19 protein-coding genes are annotated in these 19,521 nt (G+C 74.4%); 10 read left to right on the plus strand and 9 right to left on the minus strand.

Annotated features, from left to right (window positions below):
- The first annotated feature begins 63 nt into the window (after positions 1-63).
- From ACI79I_RS09660 to ACI79I_RS09670, 3 genes are all read left to right on the plus strand, one after another.
- The gene (locus tag ACI79I_RS09660) at positions 64-1,398 is read left to right on the plus strand and encodes an ABC1 kinase family protein (protein WP_456992107.1); all 1,335 of its coding nucleotides are present in this window, start codon (positions 64-66) and stop codon (positions 1,396-1,398) included.
- A 135-nt stretch (positions 1,399-1,533) separates the two neighbouring features.
- The gene (locus ACI79I_RS09665; RefSeq protein ID WP_456992109.1) at positions 1,534-1,743 is read left to right on the plus strand and encodes a hypothetical protein; all 210 of its coding nucleotides are present in this window, start codon (positions 1,534-1,536) and stop codon (positions 1,741-1,743) included.
- A 135-nt stretch (positions 1,744-1,878) separates the two neighbouring features.
- The gene (locus tag ACI79I_RS09670; protein ID WP_456992111.1) at positions 1,879-2,250 is read left to right on the plus strand and encodes an endonuclease/exonuclease/phosphatase family protein; all 372 of its coding nucleotides are present in this window, start codon (positions 1,879-1,881) and stop codon (positions 2,248-2,250) included.
- 353 nt (positions 2,251-2,603) lie between these two features.
- Here ACI79I_RS09670 and ACI79I_RS09675 read toward each other — a convergent pair whose 3' ends face one another.
- A complete protein-coding gene (locus ACI79I_RS09675; RefSeq protein ID WP_456992112.1) occupies positions 2,604-3,713 on the minus strand; it encodes a hypothetical protein in 1,110 nt (369 codons plus the stop codon).
- Between the two features lie 301 nt (positions 3,714-4,014).
- Here ACI79I_RS09675 and ACI79I_RS09680 point away from each other — a divergent pair, with 301 nt between their 5' ends.
- Complete coding sequence (locus ACI79I_RS09680; protein ID WP_456992113.1) at positions 4,015-4,470, plus strand: hypothetical protein; 456 nt, start codon at positions 4,015-4,017, stop codon at positions 4,468-4,470.
- Between the two features lie 10 nt (positions 4,471-4,480).
- Here ACI79I_RS09680 and ACI79I_RS09685 read toward each other — a convergent pair whose 3' ends face one another.
- The 4 genes from ACI79I_RS09685 to ACI79I_RS09700 form a co-directional block, all read right to left on the minus strand.
- A complete protein-coding gene (locus ACI79I_RS09685; RefSeq protein ID WP_456992114.1) occupies positions 4,481-5,236 on the minus strand; it encodes an enoyl-CoA hydratase/isomerase family protein in 756 nt (251 codons plus the stop codon).
- Positions 5,237-5,325: 89 nt separating this feature from the next.
- The gene (locus ACI79I_RS09690; RefSeq protein ID WP_456992115.1) at positions 5,326-6,735 is read right to left on the minus strand and encodes a DUF4407 domain-containing protein; all 1,410 of its coding nucleotides are present in this window, start codon (positions 6,733-6,735) and stop codon (positions 5,326-5,328) included.
- Positions 6,736-6,862: 127 nt separating this feature from the next.
- Positions 6,863-7,606, minus strand: a complete 744-nt coding sequence (locus tag ACI79I_RS09695; protein ID WP_456992116.1) for a helix-hairpin-helix domain-containing protein — start codon at positions 7,604-7,606, stop codon at positions 6,863-6,865.
- A 109-nt stretch (positions 7,607-7,715) separates the two neighbouring features.
- Positions 7,716-8,963, minus strand: a complete 1,248-nt coding sequence (locus ACI79I_RS09700) for a thermonuclease family protein (protein WP_456992117.1) — start codon at positions 8,961-8,963, stop codon at positions 7,716-7,718.
- A 239-nt stretch (positions 8,964-9,202) separates the two neighbouring features.
- Between ACI79I_RS09700 and ACI79I_RS09705 the strand changes: the two genes are divergently transcribed.
- The 3 genes from ACI79I_RS09705 to ACI79I_RS09715 all read left to right on the plus strand — a co-directional run bounded on the left by ACI79I_RS09705 (position 9,203) and on the right by ACI79I_RS09715 (position 12,449).
- Positions 9,203-10,252: a hypothetical protein gene (locus ACI79I_RS09705; protein ID WP_456992118.1), complete on the plus strand. Its 1,050-nt coding sequence runs from the start codon at positions 9,203-9,205 to the stop codon at positions 10,250-10,252.
- Between the two features lie 272 nt (positions 10,253-10,524).
- Positions 10,525-11,142: a hypothetical protein gene (locus ACI79I_RS09710; protein WP_456992119.1), complete on the plus strand. Its 618-nt coding sequence runs from the start codon at positions 10,525-10,527 to the stop codon at positions 11,140-11,142.
- 68 nt (positions 11,143-11,210) lie between these two features.
- Positions 11,211-12,449, plus strand: coding sequence for an erythromycin esterase family protein (locus ACI79I_RS09715; RefSeq protein ID WP_456992120.1), 1,239 nt, complete (start codon positions 11,211-11,213; stop codon positions 12,447-12,449).
- A gap of 6 nt (positions 12,450-12,455) precedes the next feature.
- Here the strand turns inward: ACI79I_RS09715 and ACI79I_RS09720 are convergent, their stop codons facing one another.
- Complete coding sequence (locus ACI79I_RS09720; protein WP_456992121.1) at positions 12,456-12,773, minus strand: DUF3303 domain-containing protein; 318 nt, start codon at positions 12,771-12,773, stop codon at positions 12,456-12,458.
- Positions 12,774-12,881: 108 nt separating this feature from the next.
- A complete protein-coding gene (locus ACI79I_RS09725; RefSeq protein ID WP_456992122.1) occupies positions 12,882-13,454 on the minus strand; it encodes a TIGR03086 family metal-binding protein in 573 nt (190 codons plus the stop codon).
- 111 nt (positions 13,455-13,565) lie between these two features.
- On the opposite strand from ACI79I_RS09725, the gene ACI79I_RS09730 reads away from it, so the two are divergent.
- Together ACI79I_RS09730 and ACI79I_RS09735 are read left to right on the plus strand one after the other, a co-directional pair.
- On the plus strand, positions 13,566-14,651 hold the full coding sequence (locus tag ACI79I_RS09730) for a transglycosylase domain-containing protein (protein ID WP_456992123.1): 1,086 nt from the start codon (positions 13,566-13,568) through the stop codon (positions 14,649-14,651).
- Positions 14,652-14,736: 85 nt separating this feature from the next.
- Positions 14,737-15,360: a hypothetical protein gene (locus ACI79I_RS09735; protein ID WP_456992124.1), complete on the plus strand. Its 624-nt coding sequence runs from the start codon at positions 14,737-14,739 to the stop codon at positions 15,358-15,360.
- A gap of 286 nt (positions 15,361-15,646) precedes the next feature.
- On the opposite strand, the gene ACI79I_RS09740 is transcribed toward ACI79I_RS09735, so the two are convergent.
- Positions 15,647-16,387: an IclR family transcriptional regulator gene (locus ACI79I_RS09740; RefSeq protein ID WP_456992125.1), complete on the minus strand. Its 741-nt coding sequence runs from the start codon at positions 16,385-16,387 to the stop codon at positions 15,647-15,649.
- Complete coding sequence (locus ACI79I_RS09745) at positions 16,384-17,811, minus strand: APC family permease (RefSeq protein WP_456992126.1); 1,428 nt, start codon at positions 17,809-17,811, stop codon at positions 16,384-16,386. Before ACI79I_RS09745 ends, ACI79I_RS09740 begins: the two co-directional genes overlap by 4 nt.
- 235 nt (positions 17,812-18,046) lie before the next feature.
- Between ACI79I_RS09745 and ACI79I_RS09750 the strand changes: the two genes are divergently transcribed.
- A complete protein-coding gene (locus ACI79I_RS09750) occupies positions 18,047-19,510 on the plus strand; it encodes an APC family permease (protein ID WP_456992127.1) in 1,464 nt (487 codons plus the stop codon).
- Positions 19,511-19,521 lie beyond the last annotated feature (11 nt).

A 19,521-nucleotide genomic window follows, 5' to 3' on the forward strand; every position in this document is an offset into this window, starting at 1 on the left:
CGACACCTGGCCGGGTGGACGGCGAGGTGTCGTGACTCGGCCACGCGGGGCTACCGTCCGATGGTGGGTTCCGCGGACGAAGGCCGACCGACAGGGGGCCGCCTGGCGCGGACCGCCCGGCTCGCCGCGCTGCCAGCCGCGTACGCCGGACGTACCGCGCTGGGGGTCGGCAAGCGGATCGGCGGCCGCCCCGCCGAGGCCGTCGCCGCGCAGGTGCAGCAGCGCACCGCCGAGCAGCTGTTCGCCACGCTCGGCCACCTCAAGGGCGGCGCGATGAAGGTCGGCCAGGCGCTGTCGGCCATGGAGTCCGCGTTGCCCGAGCAGCTCGCGGGCCCCTACCGGGAGACGCTGGTCCGGCTGCAGGAGGCGGCGCCGGCCATGCCGACCGCACGGGTCCACGAGCAGCTCGCCACCTCACTCGGGCCCGACTGGCGCCACACCCTCCACGACTTCGAAGACCGGCCCGTCGCCGCGGCCAGCATCGGACAGGTCCACCGCGCCACCTGGGGCGACGGCACCCCGGTCGCGGTGAAGGTCCAGTACCCCGGCGCCGCCGAAGCCCTCGTCGCCGACCTGGGGAACCTGCAGGTCCTGACCCCGGTCATGAAGGCGGCCGTGCCCGGCCTCGACGCCCGCGAGCTGTTCGCGGAGCTGCGCGAGCGCCTCGTCGAGGAGTCCGACTACGCGCACGAGGCCGAGGCGCAGCGCGCCTTCGCCGACGCCTACCGTGGCGACCCCGACATCTGCGTCCCCGACGTCCTCGCCGTCCAGCACCGGGTGCTCGTCACCGAGTGGGTCGGCGGCGCTCCCCTGTCCCGGGTCATCGCCGACGGCGGCCAGGACGACCGCGACCGCGCCGGTCAGCTCCTCGTCCGCCTGCTCGCCTCCGGCCCGGTCCGCGCCCACCGGGTGCACGGGGACCCGCACCCCGGCAACTTCCGGCTGCTGCCCGACGGCCGGCTCGCCGTCCTCGACTTCGGCTCGACCCAGGCCATGCCGCACGGATGGCCCAACCGGCTCGGCCCGCTGCTCGCCGCCGGCCGCGACGGCGACGCCGCCACCCTGCACCGCATCGCCTCCGGACACCTCCTCGAGCCCGGCAGTGTGACGCCGACCGCCCTGCTCGACCTGCTCGACCCCTACTTCCATCCACTCCGCAGCGAGCAGTACCGGTTCACCCGCCGCTGGATGCAGGAACAGACCCGCCGCGCCTCCGACCCCCTCAGCACCGCCGCCCGCACCCAGCGCCGGCTGACCATCCCGCCGCACTACCTGTTGCTGCAGCGGGTCGCCGCCGAGCTGGTCGGCGTCCTGTGCTCCCTCGGCGCCACCGTCGCCGTCGACGCCGAGGTCCGGCGATGGCTGCCTGGCTACGACAGCGTCGTGACCCCGACCTGACGTGAGGACGGCCAGGACCGTGCCGTCGCCTGGCAGCAAGCACCGGGGGTTCCCGCGCTTGTGTGCTCGACACGCCCTCACTCTCCGGAGTGGTTACTGCCGGGCAACTCCGGGCCTGCCTGTTCTGATGCCTGCGTGAGGATCGCCACCTGGAACTGCTGCGGGAAGTTCGACACCAACCTCCCGCACCTGCTCGACCTCGGTATCGACGTGGCCGTCGTCTGCGAGGCCAGGACGCCCCTGGACTGGCCGGTCGCACCCGACGGCCGGGTGGTGACGGGCGTCGGTCAGCGGGTGTGGGGCGAGAGTCCGAGAGAACTTGCCGTCGTCGCCTGCGGACCCTAGACGGTTGCGCCTCACGAGGCAGCTGAGTCAGCCCCGGACTGGCTCCTGCCCGTACGCGTCAGCGGCCCCACCCCTTTCACTCTCGTGGGGCTGTGGTCTATTGAGTTCGCCGGGACTCCGAGCTGCGTCGAGCAGTTGGACCAGGCCGTCGACTGGATCGAGAAGACACCTGTCGACGGACCGATCGTCCTCGCCGGTGACTTCAACGCCCCCATCACGACGAGTCAGAGGCGGTACGACGAGGTCATGCGCCGACTCACGCAGATGGGCCTGGTCGACGCCTACCGAGTGACGCGAGGCATCCAGGACGGGGAGTCACCGACTGAAGGCACCTACTACCACTGGCGTCGGCACGAGATGCAGTTCCACATCGACCACGTCGTGGTGCCGACGGAGTGGGCGGACGGCGCGAAGGTCGAGATCGGTGACTTCGAGACTTGGGTCGCCTCAGGTCGCAGTGACCACGCCCCGGTCGTCGTCGACCTCGAGGCCGACCGCCTCGGTTGAGGCGGCCGGAGCGCCGGACCGGTGCGCCCGAGCGGCTCACACGCTGAGACCCTGCCGAGCCGACCCCCTGCGCACTGTTGGCGGCAGGCCGTCATGCAGGATCCGGCGGGCCGCGACGTCGAGTGGCTCTCGGTCGACCCCCTCGTCCCGCTGGGGCCGGCCGCGACCGGCACGGTGCAGGGTCTCGACGTCCCGGCCGACTGACTGCGGGACAACCGGGAGGGCGGAGTGTTCGGCGTAATCGGCCGGGTGAGCGTCCGGGACGGCGAGCAGCGCAGCACGGTGCTCGACCGGGCGCACCCCGGGGCCGCCTGGCTGGAGTGGACCGCCGCGCCTTGACGCTCGTCCCTTGGCTAGCTGGTCGCCACCTTCACCGGCAGGAGCGCCTCCTCCGCTATCGCTGCTGCGCGTACCAGCGCCAGGGACGGCCACCCGCTCCACCCGCGCGCCCGTACCTGCTCGACCTTGGCCGTCGCCTCGCCGATCTGTGCGACTGCGGACGCGAAGGCCTCCACGCGGTCGCCCGGGTGCCTCGTCGAGTACTCGGGGAGGAGGTAGTAGAGCCAGCCGGCCGTCGTTCCGTCCCCAACGTTGACGTTCCACACGGGTGTTTCCGCACCATCGACGACGTACCAGCCGGTCACCCCGGCCGTGCTGCCGCTCCCCCAGGAGAACCGGCCGCCCCGCGTCTTGACGTCCTGAATTAGACGCCGGACCAGATCGACCTCCTCGGGCGTCCTAGCCTCCGCCGCCGCGTCGAGCAGGGTCTGCTCAGCCCAAGGCGCGCGCTTTGCCCGACGTTGCTTCGTCTCCACCGCGGCCGCCGTCCGCCCGACCACACGCGGCACGTACACGACCTGCCCCCCAGGAGCGGTGTACTGCGGCAGCTCGATGCCCAGCACCTCCACGTCGCGCATCTGCTCGTTGAGGAACTCGATGATCCGCACGAGGCCCGGAGCCAGCCGGTCAGCCAGGAAGACGAGGCGGATCTTGCCCACCCGCAGGTTGTCCTCGACCGTCGCCCAGAACGCCTCGACGTCCTCGACCCCCAACTGCTCCTGCAGGTAAGTGCCGGGATCGGTCTCGCCAGCTGCCTGGGCAACCGCGTCGCGCAGGTCGTTCTGCCACGTCGCCACACCGTTGGCCGCGTAGTCGAGCATCTGCGCGACCACCTCCCTGCGGGCTCTTGTGTCCGAGGCGCGCTTGACCTCGACCAGGACCGGCACGCCGGACTGGTCGATGAACAGGTGGTCGAGCGAGAGACCGATGCCCTCTGCGGCCATCACCGGCATCTCCCGCCGCACCAGGAGCAGCTTCGCGCTCTCCCCAGCCGTGCCGACGCCGGCGATCAGCTCCGGGAACTGTGCAAGTGCCTGCTGGAGGACGTCCTCGCTGTCGTAGTCCGCCCTGCGCAGGGCGGTGAGCGAACCCTCGACCGCGAGGAAGATGGCGCTGTCGGTCATGCCTGCATCACACCTGCGCTCCTCCCATCGGGGACTGCGCGACACGGATCTGGGACTGCCGCGATGACCGTGACCCCCTCCGTTTCCTCAGCCACAGAGGTCACTCGTTCTCGGCCACCCATGACCGTGGGTCACGGCGCAACCGAGCCCTGACGGACGGTCAGCAACCCCGGTTGACGTGGTCAGCCGTCCGCGGGGACCCTCCGCACACCGCGTCCGCGCACGCGGTGAGCGGGCACGACGGGCTCAGGCTCGGGCGTCGTGCCGCTCCCCCACCCGCGTGTCCCGCCCGGAGGCAGCCATGTCCACGAGAACCGTCCGCCGTGCCCTGGTGCTGGGCGCCGCCGTCGCAGCAGCCACGACGCTCGCCGCACCGACCGCACTCGCCGCACCCCCGGCGCAGGTCGAGCCCGTCACGGTGACCCTCGACTCGGCCGAGATCGGCGACGCCCCCGGCACCGTCGTCCTCACCGGCACGGTGACCTGCGACAGCGCGGTCGAGGCGGCGGTCTTCGGGGACGTCGCCCAGGTCCAGGGCCTCGACATCGCGCGCGACTTCTTCGGCATCCCCGTGCAGTGCTCCAGCACGCCCACCACCTGGACGGCGACCACGATCGGCGCGCTCCGGGTGTTCCTGCCGATGGAGACGCACGTCAACGTCAACGCCCAGTACTGCACCGCGGAGCTCTGCCACACCGCCACGACGCGTCAGACGCTCGTGCTCCCCGACCCCGCGGACGCCGGCACGAGCGCCTGACGGCGGCCGCTCAGTCCCGAGCGGACCGGCGCATCGACCACATCTGCGCCGGCCGCTCGAACTGGGTGGCGACCTCCCAGCTCACCGCGCCGTTGACGACCTCGCGGCGGAAGTTGCCCACCGCGACCCGCGCCAGCTCCGGGTCGGCGGCCACGCGCGCGGCCAGCTCCATCGCGCGGTCCTCGACGAGACCGTCGTCCACGGCCTCCCACGCCAGCCCGAGCTCGGCGGCGCGGGCACCGGAGACCTCCTCGCCGAACAGCGCCATCGCCGCCGCCGCCTCGCGGCCGACCAGCCGGGACAGGATCACGAAGTGCCCGCCGCCCGGGTGCATCCCGCGCTTGAGGAAGCCGGCGATCAGCCGGGCGTCGCGGGCGATGATCCGCAGGTCCGCCGCCAGCAGCATGTTCATCCCGGCGCCCACCGCCGAGCCGCGGACGGCGGCGACCGTCGGCACCTTCACCTGCCCCAGCCGGTAGAACGAGTCGTATATGGCCGACATGCCCTCGTAGGCCTCCGGCGCCGCCGGGTCGCGGCCGGCGGCGGTCAGCGTGGCGATGTCCCCGCCCGCGCAGAACGACTTCCCGACCGCCCGGACGACGAGGGCGCCGATCTCCGGCCGCGCGTCCACCTCGTCGAACAACCCGATCAGCTCGCGCGCCATCCCCGGCGTCAGGGCGTTGCGGCGGTCGGGCGCGTTCAGCGTCACCACCGCGACCGCACCGTCGACGTCGAGCAGCACCTCACCGGAGCCGGAACCGGCCACGAGAACCCCCTCCGCACGCAACCGGCCCCTCCGCCGGCTGACACCCGGAGGCATCAGACCACGGAGGGGCCGGGAGGGGCGGACCGAGGTCAGACCCCGGCGGGCATCCGGTCGGACGGCCGGCGGCGCACGGAGTTCATCGTCCGGGCGGCGGCGCGGGCCAGGCGGATCGGCCCGGTGTCCCACTGCTGCCGCGGCTCGGGCAGCGAGGGCGCCACCGCGGTCGGGACGGCGGGGGCCGGCGGCGCGAGGGCCGCCATCCGCTCGGCCAGGGCCGCGGCCTCGGCCGCCCGCTGGCGCGCCCGGATCGTCTCCTTCTGCCGCTCGATCCGCTCGCGCTCGGCCATGAGGAGCAGCTCCTCCTTCTCGCGGGCCACCGTCCGCCGCGAGTCCTCCTCCAGCTCCGCGACCTCGAGGTCACCGGAGTCACGGAGCGCCGCGAGCTTGTCGTACGCCGACGGCGGGCCGAAGTTGAGCAGCAGCTTCATCAGGACCGGCAGCAGCTCGATGCACATGAACAGCAGCGACAGCATCGTCTTGGCCGCCCACAGCGTGCCGTTGGAGTCGCTGAGCCGGTCCAGCGCCTCCAGCCGCGCGAGGATCCCGCCCGATCCCTCGTTGGTCCCGTCGAACGAGGACTGCAGCCGGGTCTGCTCCGCGGTCAGCCGCTCGTACTCGGCCCGGTTCGATTCCAGGGACGCCGCGGCCTGCGAGGCTGAGCGCCCCTCCGCGGCCGACGCGGCTGCCATGGCGGCGTCCAGCTCGGACTTCGCCGAGGCCACGACGGCGGCCTGGGTGTCGGCGGCCGCGCGGGCCTGCTCGTACGCCGTCCCCGTGCCCGCGTCGCCGGTGCCGCAGGTGCCGTCGAGCTCGCACTGCGCCTTGGCCTGCAGCTCCTGCGACGTGGCCAGGGCCTGGTCGTAGGCGGCCTGCTTCGCGGTCACGTCGGCGTGCACGGCCGCGAGCGCCGGGTCGCTCTCGCCCCCGGTCGCGACGATCGACTCCTGGGTGGCGATCTCCTGCTGCAGCTCCGGCAGGCCGGCGAACCGCGCGTCCGTCTCGAGCGAGGTCCGGTAGGCGTCGGCCGCCTCGGCCTGCATCGTGACGATCTCGGTGTCGATCTCCTTGTGGAAGACCTGCAGGGTCAGCGGCGTCGCGACGACGACGCCGAGCACCAGCGCCAGCCCGACCCGCGGCACCGCCATCACCAGGTTGCGCTTGAGCGACGCGTCGTGCGCCATCCCGACCAGCAGCATCCGGTCGAGGTTGACGATGACCGTGCCCCAGCCCAGGCCGACGAGCAGCGCGAACGGCCACCACACGCCCAGCGCCATGTGCACGGCGAACGCCGCGGACAGGACGGCGAGCCCACCCGTGCTCAGCAGGACTCCGCCCAGCGCCACGAACCGCGGCCGCGCACCGGGCGCGGCCTCCAGGACGTCGGGACGCGCGCCACCCAGCACCGCCAGGCCGTCACCGAACCGCCGATGTCGAGACATCCGGCGTCACCTCCGCGGGCGACGGGGGTCGAGGATCTTCCGTCGCCTCACAGGGCTCATCGGCAGCCGCGCCCCCCGGGCGGACGGCGTCGTCACACCCGCCACACCAGCGTCACGCGCTCACCGCTCAGACGACGGCGTGCTCCCGGAGCTGCTCCTGGACGTGCGGCGGGAGCCCCACGTCGACGAGGACCTCACCCAGGTTGAAGTACGTCCCGCCCCGCTGGGTCCGGGCCGCGGTGATCGCCTCGGCGTGCGCGAGGTCGATGCCGGCCACCTGCGCGATCAGCGCCGCGGGAGCGGTGTTGAGGTCCACCAGGCCGCCGTCGTCGTACCCCCGCCCGAGGTCGGGCCGCCCGATGCCGAGCTCGCGCGCCAGGGCGGAGTCGCTCGCGTGGAGCTGGCGGGCCTCCACGCGCCGCTGGCGTGCGGCCAGTGCCCGGGCCACCGCCGGGTCGGCGGCCGTCGTCCGCGGGAGCGGGGTCCCGTAGACCTCACGCCGGAGCCCCCTGAGTTGCAGGCAGCCGACCACCACGACCGCGATGACCGTCAGGCCGCCGATCGTGCTGATGGTCGGGTTGCCGGGCGAGCCGTCCGGGTTCGGGTCCGGCGTCAGGGCCAGGAGCACCACGAGGAACGCGTCGACCGCCGTGTAGGTCAGGGCCAGCCGGACCAGCGCCGGGCGTCCGAGCCGCCGTGCGGCGTGCCAGAAGGGGACGGCGGCGAGGAGACCGGCCGTCAGGACGGGAACGGCGAAGTACCAGCCCCCTGCGGCCAGCCGCTGGGGGATCGACCGCAGCCCCGGCGATCCGGTGCCCGCCCCCTCGGGACCGGCAGGGTGGCCCGACGGGTACCGCGGCGACTCCGTCACGCGTCCTCCTGGTGCAGTGGTTACGGCGAGCCGGGCCCTGGCGCGGCTCCGGCGGAGAGCTGACGGTGACACGCCGCTCCCCCAGCTCTGCGGGAGGTGACCGCGCGCGTCACCCGATGGGCTGCTTCGTCGTGCAGTCGATCTTGGTGTAGGGACGGCCCTTCTCGTCGATCGACGTGCCTCCGGGGCCGTACGCCCGGCAGCCGGTGTAGCCGTCGTACCCGCCGGGGGAGCCACCGCCGGAGGAGCCACCGCCGGAGGACCCGGACCCTGACCCGCCGCCCGAGGGCCCGGACCCGCTGCCGGAGGGCCCGGATCCGCCGCCGGACGAGCCGGACCCCGACCCCCCGGACGACGAGCCCCCGGACGACGAGCCCCCCGACGACGAGCCCCCGGACGACGAACTCCCGGACGACGACGAACCGGACCCGCCGGAGGACGACCTCGACCCGGCCGATCCCGACCCCGTCGAGCCGGAGTCCCCCGAGGACCGTGTGCGCTCGGTCTCCGCGGCCTGCCGGGCCGCCTCCTCCGCGGCCCGGCGCGCTTCCGCCTCCGCCGCCTGTCGCGCTGCCTCCTCAGCGGCCTGCCGCTCCGCCTCCAGGCGCGACTCCTCGACGGCGCGGGCGGCCTGGTTCCGGCTCTGGGCGGCGCGGACCCGACGGTCGACGTCGTCCACCCGGGCGCGCAGCCGGGTGATCTCGACCGCGTCGAACGCAGCGAGCGGGAAGACCCGCCGGTCGCCGTCGAGGAACCCGATGAGCGTCGTCGCGGCGGCGGCCACCTCCGCGAGCTCCGTGGCGTGGGCCTCGATCGCCTCGAGCCCGGCGCCCTGCGCCGGCTCGGCACCGGCCACGGTGGCCGCCGTCGCCTCCAGTTGCGCCACCCGGGCCGGGACGGTGCAGGTCAACTCCTCGGAGAAGAGGCCCCGTCCCAGGGAGCGGGCCTCCTCCTCGGCCGCCTGGACCTCGGCGTGGAAGCGGGTGTTGTCCCCGACGGACATGGCGACCCCGAGGCCGGCCCGGGCGATCTCGGCGTTGACCAGCGCGTCGCCGAGGAAGACGCCCGCGAGCTCGCGGTCGTAGCCGTCCAGCCGCTCCTCGTCGTACTCGAGCCGGACCTCGGTGCCGACCGGCAGGCGGTCCCGCAAGAAGGCGGTCGCCTCGGGGCCCATGCACTCGACGGGTTCCTCCGGGTCGACCGACTCCGGGGTGTCGACGTTGAGCAGCCGGACCCGGTGCTCGGCCCCGTCGTAGGAGACGTCGATGGTGTCCCCGTCGACGACGTGGGTGACCGTCGCGGTCGTGCCGTCGTCACTGGACGCGATGGCGATCCCGGTCGCCACCGTCGCGCCCACCGCGATTCCCGCCAGGACCTTTCCCAGCCCTGCGCCCGTCAGACCTCCTGCCACATCCGTCCCTCGTCACTCGCCCCGCTGAGAACCCCGCGAGGCTAGGGGCCGGCCGGGCCTCTCGGACGAGCGGCGACCACGAGGTCATCCGCGCGGGTGACGATCCGCCGGTCGGCCGGCGGATCGGCGGTTGCGCCGCCCATCCGCGCGGCGCAGGCTCGGGCTCCCCGTCGCCCGGAGCCGACATGCCCGCCTGCCGCCGCACCGCCGCGGCGCTCGCGTTCGCCCTGCTCGCGGCCGGCTGCACGGGCGGGGTCCCCGATCCCCCGGTCCCCGCGCCCACCGTCCTGGCCACGCTCGACCTGGACACCGCTGTGGGCGCTGACGTCCGCCTGTACGACCTCGCGCCCGGACCGGACGGCGTGCCGGTCGCGCTCGTCGGCGACGCGGACTCCAGCTGGCTGGTGGGGATCACCCCCGGCGAGGACGGCCCGGCCACCGCGACGGCGATCCCCGTCCCCGCCGTCCCGCCGCAGTCCCGCCTCGCGATCGGTCCTGACGGCACGGCGGTCGTCGCCGGGGAGGACCTGGTGACCGTCCCACCGACCGGGCAGCCGGCCATCACACCCCTCGACGGCGGACCGCCCGACGCCGCCGTCCTCGACGGCTCGACGCTGTACCTGGCCGGGGACGGTCTGCTGCGAGCCGTCGACGTCGCGACCGGCGCCGGCGTCCGGACGGCGCCGGCGCCCGCCACCCGGCTCGCGACCACACCAGACGGCCGGCTCGCCGCGCTGCTCACCGTCGACCGCCCGGCCGGTGGCACCGGTGCCGCGCTTGCCTTCTACGGCGCCGACCTGCGGCCCGACGGCGCGCCGGTCGAGCTCGTCCCCGAGCGGCCCAGTTCCCCCGCCGCGCTCCAGGTCACCGAGGACGGCACCGCCGTCGCCACCGTGCACCTCGGCGTGGCCCGCGCCGTCGGGCGGCTGGTCACCGTGGTGGACGGCGAGCTGCGCACCTCCACCGACCTCGACGGCGCCGGCGACTCCGCCCTCGACCTCGCCGTCTCCCCGGACGGCCGCACCGCCTCCGTGCCGCTGGCCGACCTGCAGTACCCGGCGGAGCTGGTCACGGTGGACCTCGACTCCGGCGAGCGGGTCGGCGCGATGCGGATCTGCGACGGCACCGCGGTCCTCGGCGCCGTGGCGCCCGCCGGCGACGGCCGGGCGGTGGTCGTGACCGGCGCCTGCATCGACGGCGACGGTCCACAGGTGAGCGCCTTCGTCGTCGGCTGAGGCGGGGCCCGCTTCGACCGCGGCGGCTCCCTCCATCGGAGCACGCGGAGTCTCGTCTTCCCCCGTCACCGCGGGCTCGGCCGTTAGCGTCCGCCCTCGAGGAAGACCAAACGGGGGTGCGGAGAGTGTCGGATCAGTCCGGGTTCGAGTCGGGCCCCTGGCGAGGCGGACCGCCGCAGCCCTGGACCGGCCATCAGCCGTACGCCGGCCAGCCGCAGTACCCCTTCCTCGGACCGGGTGTCCCCCAGCCTGCGCCGCAGCCGGACTCGCGGGTGTCGGTGCCGCTCGTGATCGGCGGGCTGACCGCGCTGGTCGCCGTCCTGGCCGCCGTCATCGTCCTGGTCACGTCGGGCGGCTCGCGCGCGGTCGACACGGAGTCGCTGCCGCCCGCCGCCGCTCCGGCCCCGCAGACGACGTCCGAGGCACCGCGCTCCTCGACCTCGGGCCCCGCCGGCCAGTCGGGCGCCGCGGGAGGGCCCGTGCCGCTCGGGCAGCGCGCAGCCGTCGGGGACTACCTCGTCGCGGTGACCTCGGTGGACCTCGACGGCGACGCAGTCGTCGAGGACGCCAACGCGTTCAACGACCCGCCGTCCGGGCGCTACGTCGTCGTCGAGGTGGACGCTCAGTACGTCGGCGACGACGAGGGCAAGACCTTCTGGGACCTGTCGTACGTCTTCAACGGGACCGACGCGCGGCAGTACTCCGACGGCGACTGCGGAGCGATCCTGCCCAACGACGCCATCGACGCACCGACGCTCAACCCGGGCGGGTCGGCGTCCTACCAGGTCTGCATGGACGTGCCGCCGTCGGCCATCGACGGGGGCGTGCTGTTCATCGAGCCGCTGGTGTCCTTCGACGACGAGGACCGGGTCTACTTCGCCATCCGCTGACCCCGGCCGGCTCGGTCGTCGGAAACCGGCGCGCGCGCCCGGCCGTCGGGTTCCTAGCGTCCGGGGCCATGACGTTCCGCACCTCCGAGCTCGCGGGCCTCGATCCGGACGCCTCCCTCGACGACCTCGAGCCGCTGCGCGAGGTGATCGGCGCGGCCCACGTGGTCGCCCTCGGGGAGAACGCCCACTACACCAGCGAGTTCGCTCAGGCGCGCCACCGCGTGCTCCGCTTCCTCGTCGAGCGGTGCGGGTTCACCATGCTGGCCTACGAGTCCGGGTTCAGCGAGGGGTTCGCCCTCGAAGACTGGGTGCAGGGCGACCGTCCGGACGACGAGCTGCCCGCACTCGCCGAGGAGTGCATCCCCGCCGGCACGGCGCGGCCCGCCGAGGTGCGCGCGATGTTCCACTGGCTCCGCAGGCACGCTCCCGCGGCGCGGTTCGCCGGGATCGACGTCCCCTCCGCGGCCGGCTCCCTGCTGCCCTCGCTGCACCCGCTCGCCGAGTACCTCGACGCGGTGGACCCCGACGCCCGCCGGCTGCTCGACCCCGCCGTCGAGATCGCCACCGGCATCGCCGGACGGACCCAGGCCCAGGCGGCTCCGGCCTACCTCGAGCTGGCCCCGGCCCGGCAGGACGCGCTGACCGCCGCCGTCAGCCGGCTGGCCGACCGCCTCGACGCCCTCACCCCGACCTACGTCGATGTCGGCGGGCGAGCCGCGTACGACGTGGCCCGGTGGCGGCTGGAGGGTGCCCGCGCCGCCGACTGCCAGCTGCGCGCGATCGCCGGCGCCGTCGCCGGGACCGGGCTGCCCGCGGCCGGGACCTCGCGCGAGCGGTACATGGCCGCCACCGTCGGCTGGTGGCTCGACCGTCTCGGCCCCGGCGACCGCGTCGTCCTCATGGCGCACAACGCGCACATCCAGCGCACCCCGGTCGTCTACGGCGGCGAGCTCCAGGTGCTGCCGATGGGCCTGCACCTGGACCAGGCGCTCGGCGCGGACTACGTCGCCGTCGCGCTGACCAGCGGCGGCGGGCGGACGGCGGCGTTGTACCCCGACGCGGACGTCGGCCCCGACGGCTTCCGGGTCGAGGACACCGCCCTCGGCCCGCCCGAGCCCGGCAGCATCGAGGCGGCCCTCGCCGGTGCCGGCCTCGCGCTCGCCGACCTGCGCCCCGCCCGCGGCGACGGCTCCGGCCCCGACCGCATCCGCCTGGACGCCGACCACCTCGTCACGCCGGTGGTCGACGCGTTCGACGCCGTCGTCCACGTCCCCGAGTCACACCTCGCCGCCGACCTCGGGTTCTGAGCCGGGTCACCGCGCGGCGGCGACCGTGCTCGCGAACACCTCGTCCATGTCGTACACCGGCTCGAACGTGATGTGGACCGCGTGCCCGTAGTTCTGCAGGTGGTGCGTCTGGTACGCGACGAACGCCTCGGGGTCGTCCACCTCGACGAGGATGTAGCCACCCCAACTGGTGCCCCAGGTCCTGTGGTGCGTCACTCCGCGCTCCACCCCGCCCCAGTTGCCGGACTTCGCGAACGACCGGAACCCCTCGGCCCACGCCGCGTCGATCTCTGCCTTGCTGACGCCGTCGCGGTAGACGAAGCGCTGCACGTACATCTGGCCCATCGGGTGCCTCCTCCGTCCCGGGAGGGCCACTCGCGCGACCCTGCCGTGGTCACGGTGCGAGCAGGCTCCCACCGGGGCGGGCACACCTGAAGAGGACGACGTCCCGCCCTAGGCCGTCGGGCGCCAGTCCGAGTCGCGGCCGGTGAAGCCGAGCAGCCGGTGCAGCGGAGAGGCGTCGTCCGGCACGGGCACCGGCGGGCCGAACAACCCCGGCTGCACCGGACCGGCCGCGACCTGCTCGGCGAAGCCCGTGGCCGCCTCCACCGACGACGGGTCGGCCGCGTAGTCCTGGCCGGTGGCGACGGCGAGGTCCCAGCCGTGCACCAGCACCTCGTCGAGCGCCACGGCCGCCGCGACGTGCGCCGGCATGGTGACCCCGCCCGCCTCGGCGGTCCCCTCCCAGGCCTGCGGACGGCGCCACGCGGCCACCAGCTCGTCGAGCTGCGCGGGGATCCGCGTGCGCCAGTCCGGCGCCAGGTCGTCCGCGGACGGCTCCGGAGCGCCCGGCAGCGGCGTCTTCTCCGCCGCCATCCGGAACGCCAGGGTCAGGCCCGCCAGGTGGTCGAGGACGGCGGCCACCGGGATGTCGCAGGGCGTCGGCGCGCCGAGCTGGTCGTCGCGGATGCCGACGACCACCCGCTTGACGACCTCCGCCTGCGGACCGAGGTCCAGCTGCGTCATTCGCATGCAGGGTCAGACCGCACGCCGGCCCGGAAGTCAGCGGTGTCACCCCGGCACGACCGTCTGTAGTCGTACGATGACGGTTCGTCGACCAGGGAGTTCTCCAGGCCCATGGCCCACGTCCCGCCGGACCGCCGGCCCACCGCACGTTTCCGCCGCATCCGCAGCTCGCAGCCGAGCTGGGTCCCCGACGACCCGTGGATGCCCGACCCCCGGTACCCCGGGGACGACGCCGCGGTCCCCGGCCCGTACGCCCCGGCGCCCGAGACCGAGCGCCCGCGGCGCCGGCCGTGGCAGCGCGTCGTGCCGGAGCCGAGCAGCCGGCCCGAGCGCCTCGATCGTGAGCCCCGGCGGGGGCGGGCGCCCTGGCGCGGGCGGGGGCCCTGGCGAGGGCGGGGGCTCGTCCGGCGCATCACCCGCGTGCTCGCCGTCGTCGCCGTCGTCCAGGCGCTGCTGATCCTGTCGCTGCGCTGGATCGACCCGCCGACCACCGCCTTCATGGCCGCCAACCCCGGCGACGTGGTCCAGCAGTCGGTCCCGATCGAGCACGTCTCGCGCAACTTCCTCGCCGCGGTCGTCGCGCACGAGGACGCCCAGCTCCCCTACCGCTCCGGCGCCTTCGAGTGGGACGAGCTGATGGCCCGCGCGCAGGCCCACCTCGCCGGCGAGGAGGACCCGTCGGGTTCGACCATCCCTCAGCAGGTCGCGAAGAACCTGTTCCTCAACCAGGAGATGAGCGCCTGGCGCAAGGCGGTCGAGGCGGGCCTGTCCATGGAGGTCGCCTACCTGCTCGACACCCGCCGGATCCTCGAGCTCTACGTCAACTACGCCCAGTTCGGGCCGGCCCTCTACGGCGTCTGCGCCGCCAGCTGGTACTACTTCGACACCCCGCCGCAGGAGCTCCCGGTCGCCCAGGCCGTGCAGATCGTCGGCCTGCTGCCCTCCCCCGGCCACGTCCGCCGCGCTCCCGGCGGCGGACTGGACTTCGACGTCGAGGACGGGCTGGGCTGGCTGTCCCGCTCGCACGTCATCAACGCGCAGAACCGGGTGCCGCGGCACATCGAGGCCCGCGGGTTCAAGCCGGTCGAGGACCTCGGCCTGACCGGCCTCGCCGCCGACCAGCCGGCCTCGGACGACGACTGCTCGACCCGTCCCCAGGCGGTCGCGGACCTGATCGTCGCGGAGGGCACCGCCTGACGGCTTGCCGCTCCGAACGGTGGGCGGGAAGGTGAGCGCCATCACAGGGCCCCAGGGGCGCCGCCACACCGGGAGGAGCGACCGCTTGTACGCGCGATCCACCAGCATCCGAGGCAACCCCGACACCATCTCCGACGGCGTCACCTACCTGCGCGACGAGGTGCTGCCCCGCGTCTCTCAGACCGAGGGCTGCGTCGGCCTCTCCGTGCTCGCCGACCACGACGGCGGCCGCTGCGTCGTCGCGACGGCGTGGGCCGACGAGCGGGCCATGCGCGCCACCGCCGACGAGGACCGCACCGTCCAGGAGCGCCTCCTGCAGGTGCTCGGCGGCTCCCACGCCGACGTCGCCCAGTGGGAGATCGCGATCCTCCACCGCGACCGCCCGTCCGGAGACGGCGCCGGCGCGCAGGTCACCTGGGCCCGCATCCCGAACAACCACGTGGACGACCTGCTCGAGGCCTACCGGAGCAACCTGATGCCCAAGCTCCAGGAGCTGCCCGGCTTCTGCAGCCTGAGCATGCTGGTCGACCGGAAGCAGGGCCGGACGGTGAGCGTCACCAGCTTCGAGAGCCGCGAGGCCCTGGGTCTGGTGCGCCGGCACGCACGGTCGCTGCGCGAGCAGTTCGCCCGGGCCATGGGCGCCAAGATCGTCGACGTCGCCGAGATGGACCTCGCCATCGCCCACCTGCGGGTGCCCGAGACCGTCTGACCGGGCCCGGTCGCCCGGGGCAGCACCTGTCCTCCTCCGACGCTCGAGCTCTGCATGCCCCGGGTACGCAGAGCACGAAGGTCCGGGCGGGACCCTGCCCCTGCGGACGCTCGTGCTCTGCATGCGAGGCGTGGGCAGAGCACGAGCGTCCAGCGAGGGACGGTGCCCCGCGGACGATCGTGCACTGCATGCGAGAGGTAGGCAGAGCACGAGGATCCGGGGAGGAAGGTGCCCCCGCCGACCACCCGGCGGAGATGCCCCGGGCAACGCCCGGCCGGCCGGTCTCTCACGCCAGCAGCGGCGCGAGTTCCGCGGCACACGCGACCGCGGCCGGCAGGTGCTCCGCCGGAACCGTCCCACGCACCGACGTCACCACCACTCCGGCGACCAGCTCCCCGTCGGCCGACCGCACGGGCGCGGCGAGGCACGCCGTCCCCTCGTGCAGCTCCCCCGCCTGACCGGCCCAGCCCTGGCGGCGGACGTCGGACAGGCAGGCGTCGAGCGCGTCCGCAGCAGCCACCGTCGACGGCGTCACCCGCAGCAGCCGGGACGGCGCCAGCAGCTCGCGCCACTCCGGCTGCTCGGCCAGCAGCAGCCGGCCGGCCGCCGTGGCGTGCAGGTGCCGCTCCACCAGGAGGACCGAGGCGAGCGGGAGGTCCGGGTCCTCGTCGGCCACCCGCAGGGACGTCGCCGTGTAGAGCACCAGGTGCACCCCGGCCCGCACCCGGTCGCGCAGCCCCGCCACCACCGCACGTGCCGCCGACGGCACCCGCACCGGCGCGATCGCCCCGGCCAGCCCGGCCACCTTCCGGCCCAGGGCGAACCCGCGCAGGTCGGGCAGCCGGACGATGTACTCCTCGCCGACCAGCAGGTTGAGCAGCCGGTACACCGTCGCGGGCGGCATCCCGAGGGAGGTCGCCACCTCCTGGGCGGTCACCCCCGCCCCGGCCGACGCCACCGCCTCCAGCACCGCCAGCGCGTTCTGCACCGCCTTCGGCTGGCGGCCGGACAGTCCCTCAGCGGTCACAGCGACCCGGGGAGCACGCTGTCCACCGTCGGCTCGTCGTAGACGCCGACCGCCGCCAGCTGTGCCGGCCGGCGGGCCCGCAGCCACAGCCACCAGGCCACGCCGACGGCCAGCAGCCCGAGGTACACGACGGTCAGCGCACGCCCGCCGGCCAGCGACGTCCCGCTCAGCGCCACGACCAGCACGACCAGCCACAGGCCGGCCGCGAGCAGTCCGCCCACCAGCGGTCCGCGGGTCAGCTCGCCGATCCGCGAGAGGAACAGCGGCGCGGCCAGTGACACCAGCACGTAGGCCAGGACGTAGCCGAAGGCGGAGACGGTGAGGGTGCCGGCGAGCACGTCCCGGCCCGCGGCACCGGCCAGCAGCAGCACCACCGGCACCGCCACGAGCACCGGCAGGACGGCGAGCAGCGCGACGTGCGGTGTGCCGAAGCGGGCGTGGGTGCGGCCGAGTGCACGGGGCAGCACGCCCTCCCGCCCCATGGAGAACAGCACCCGCGCCAGGGCGTTGGTCGACCCCGTCACGCAGGCGAAGAACGACGCCGCGATGCCGACGTCCAGCAGGCGGACGACCCAGCCCACCGGGTCGGCCATCTCCGCCACCGGCACCGGGCCGAGCAGCACGTCGAGTGGCGAGCGCCGGAGCAGCACGACCTGCGCGACCGCCGCGACCAGGAACAGGGCACCCGCCACGGCCGGCGTCCAGCGGACCGCACGCGGCACCGACACCAGCGGCCGCTGCGCCTCGACGCCGAGGGTCCCGGCGCTCTCGAAGCCCATGAAACCGGTGACCCCGAGGACCACGCCGATCGCGATCCCGCCCCAGCCGACGGCGCCGTCCACGACGGGGGCCGCGGACCCGGGCCCGGACGACGGCGACGCGGCCAGCAGCACCCCGAGGACGACGAGCACCAGGGCGATCGACACGACCTCCAGCACCAGTGCCAGCCGCGCCGAGAGCTGGATGCCGCGCACCGTGCACCAGCCGGCCAGCCCACCGAGCAGCAGCACGAGCGGCGCCACCGACGACGCGGGCAGCCCGAGCAGCGCTGCCAGGTACAGCGCAGCGCCCACCAGCGCCGACATCGACACCGCCGCGTAGCCGATGGCCAACGACCACCCGCCGAGCAGCGCCCCCGAGGGCCCGAGCCCCTTGGCCGTGTAGCTGTAGACCCCGCCGACGGCGGCCATCCGCTGGGCGAACAGCGACACGCACCAGCCGACGAGCAGCACCAGCGCGGTGGCGGCGCCGAGGGCGGGCAGGGTGGCCGCACCGCTCTGCACCAGCACCAGCGAGGGCACGGTCACCATCGCCGCCGAGGGGGCCAGCGCACTCACCGACTGCGCCAGCACCTCGAGGAACGACAGCCGCCGGCGGCGCAGCCCGGCGACGGGCGAGACCCGGGCCAGGATCGCGAGGGGCATGGCGCGGCCTCCGGGGTGCACGGGGGGAAACCGCCGGAGCGTAGGCAGCCACCGGTTGCAGGGGTGTTACAGGCCGCGACACCCGGATCCGCACCCCGAATGAGAAAGACGCCGTCGCGGCCGCCACTCGGCACGCCGCGAAACGTCAGGTGGCAGGAACGCGGGGGCAAACCGGCGCGGCGAGGGTCGTCGGACGAACGGCGCCGACCGGGTGCCACCCGCCCCTGGAGAACCGATGGCCATCTCCGACCCGCCCGCCTCGGGACTGCCCCCGGCAGCCGAGGCCCAACCGCGCGTCCCCGAGTCCGTCGCCCGCAGCCTGTCCGGCTCGCTGGGCGTCGGCGCGATCATCTTCATGGTCGTGGCGGCCGCGGCCCCGCTCACCGTCATCGCCGGCTCGGTGCCGATCGGCATCGTCGCCGGCAACGGCGCGGGCTACCCCGCCAGCTACGCGATCAGCGCGGTGATCCTGCTGTTCTTCGCCGTCGGCTTCGTGGCCATGACCCCGCACGTGCCGCAGGCCGGCGCCTTCTACAGCTACGTCTCCCGCGGGCTGGGCCGCGGCACCGGCCTGGGTGCGGCGATGCTCGCCCTGCTCACCTACGTCACCATCCAGGGCGCCGTCTTCGGCTTCATCGGCCAGGCGATCGGCGACCTGCTGGGCCGCTACGGCATCGCCTCCCCGCCCTGGTGGGTCTGGACGATGGTCGTCATCGCCGCGATCGGCGTCCTGGGCTACCGGCACATCGACCTGTCCAGCAAGGTGCTCGGCCTGCTGCTGGTCGCCGAGGTGGCGATCGTCGTCGTCCTCGACGTCGCGGTCGTGGCCCGGGGCGGCGGCGACGAGGGGCTCTCCAGCGGGATCGTCGACCTGTCGCAGATCACCTCCGGCTCGCCGGCGCTCGGCCTGATGTTCGCCATCGCCGGGTTCATCGGCTTCGAGGCGACGGCGGTCTTCCGCGACGAGGCCCGCGAGCCCGAGAAGACGATCCCGCGGGCCACCTACCTGTCGCTGGCGATCATCGGCGTCTTCTACGCCGTCTCCAGCTGGGTGGTGGTCAGCGCCTGGGGCGACACCGCCGCCCTGGAGCGGGCCGCCGCCGACCCGGGCTCGATGGTGGTCGAGACCACCGAGCTCCACCTGGGCACGATCGCGGCGGACGTCCTCAACGTCCTGCTCGTCACCAGCCTGTTCGCCTGCGCGCTGAGCTTCCACAACGTGCTGGCCCGCTACTACTTCAACCTGGGCAACACCGGCGTGCTGCACAGCGGGCTCGGCAACGCCCACACCCGGCACGCCTCCCCGAGCTCGGCGTCGCTCACCCAGACCGTGGTCAGCGTCGTCCTCATGGCGATCTGCGCGATCGCCGGGCTGGACCCGGTGCTCGAGGTCTTCACCTGGCTCTCGGGGATCGCGACCGTCGGCATCGTCGGCCTGATGCTGCTCACCTGCGCGGCGGTGCTGGTCTTCTTCCGCCGCACCAAGGTCGACACCCGGCCCTGGCAGACGCTGATCGCCCCGTCGCTGGGCTTCCTCGGGCTGGCCGCCGTCCTCGTCGTCCTCGTCCAGAACCTGCCGCTGCTCATGGGCGGCTCCACCGCGCTCGGCGTCGGCGCCGGCGTCCTGCTGCTCGCCGCCCTGCTCGCCGGGCCGGTGCTCGCCAAGGCCCGCCCCGGCGCCGCCGCCCTCTCCGACTGAACCGCACCACC

This window comes from Geodermatophilus sp. SYSU D01105 (assembly GCF_054050095.1).

Excerpts from the sequence above, each read along its gene's own strand:
- ACI79I_RS09675 (WP_456992112.1), bottom strand. The coding sequence starts at position 3,713 with ATGACCGACAGCGCCATCTTCCTCGCGGTCGAGGGTTCGCTCACCGCC.
- ACI79I_RS09680 (WP_456992113.1), top strand. The coding sequence starts at position 4,015 with ATGTCCACGAGAACCGTCCGCCGTGCCCTGGTGCTGGGCGCCGCCGTC.
- ACI79I_RS09690 (WP_456992115.1), bottom strand. The coding sequence starts at position 6,735 with ATGTCTCGACATCGGCGGTTCGGTGACGGCCTGGCGGTGCTGGGTGGC.
- ACI79I_RS09705 (WP_456992118.1), top strand. The coding sequence starts at position 9,203 with ATGCCCGCCTGCCGCCGCACCGCCGCGGCGCTCGCGTTCGCCCTGCTC.
- ACI79I_RS09715 (WP_456992120.1), top strand. The coding sequence starts at position 11,211 with ATGACGTTCCGCACCTCCGAGCTCGCGGGCCTCGATCCGGACGCCTCC.
- ACI79I_RS09720 (WP_456992121.1), bottom strand. The coding sequence starts at position 12,773 with ATGGGCCAGATGTACGTGCAGCGCTTCGTCTACCGCGACGGCGTCAGC.
- ACI79I_RS09725 (WP_456992122.1), bottom strand. The coding sequence starts at position 13,454 with ATGACGCAGCTGGACCTCGGTCCGCAGGCGGAGGTCGTCAAGCGGGTG.
- ACI79I_RS09730 (WP_456992123.1), top strand. The coding sequence starts at position 13,566 with ATGGCCCACGTCCCGCCGGACCGCCGGCCCACCGCACGTTTCCGCCGC.
- ACI79I_RS09745 (WP_456992126.1), bottom strand. The coding sequence starts at position 17,811 with ATGCCCCTCGCGATCCTGGCCCGGGTCTCGCCCGTCGCCGGGCTGCGC.
- ACI79I_RS09750 (WP_456992127.1), top strand. The coding sequence starts at position 18,047 with ATGGCCATCTCCGACCCGCCCGCCTCGGGACTGCCCCCGGCAGCCGAG.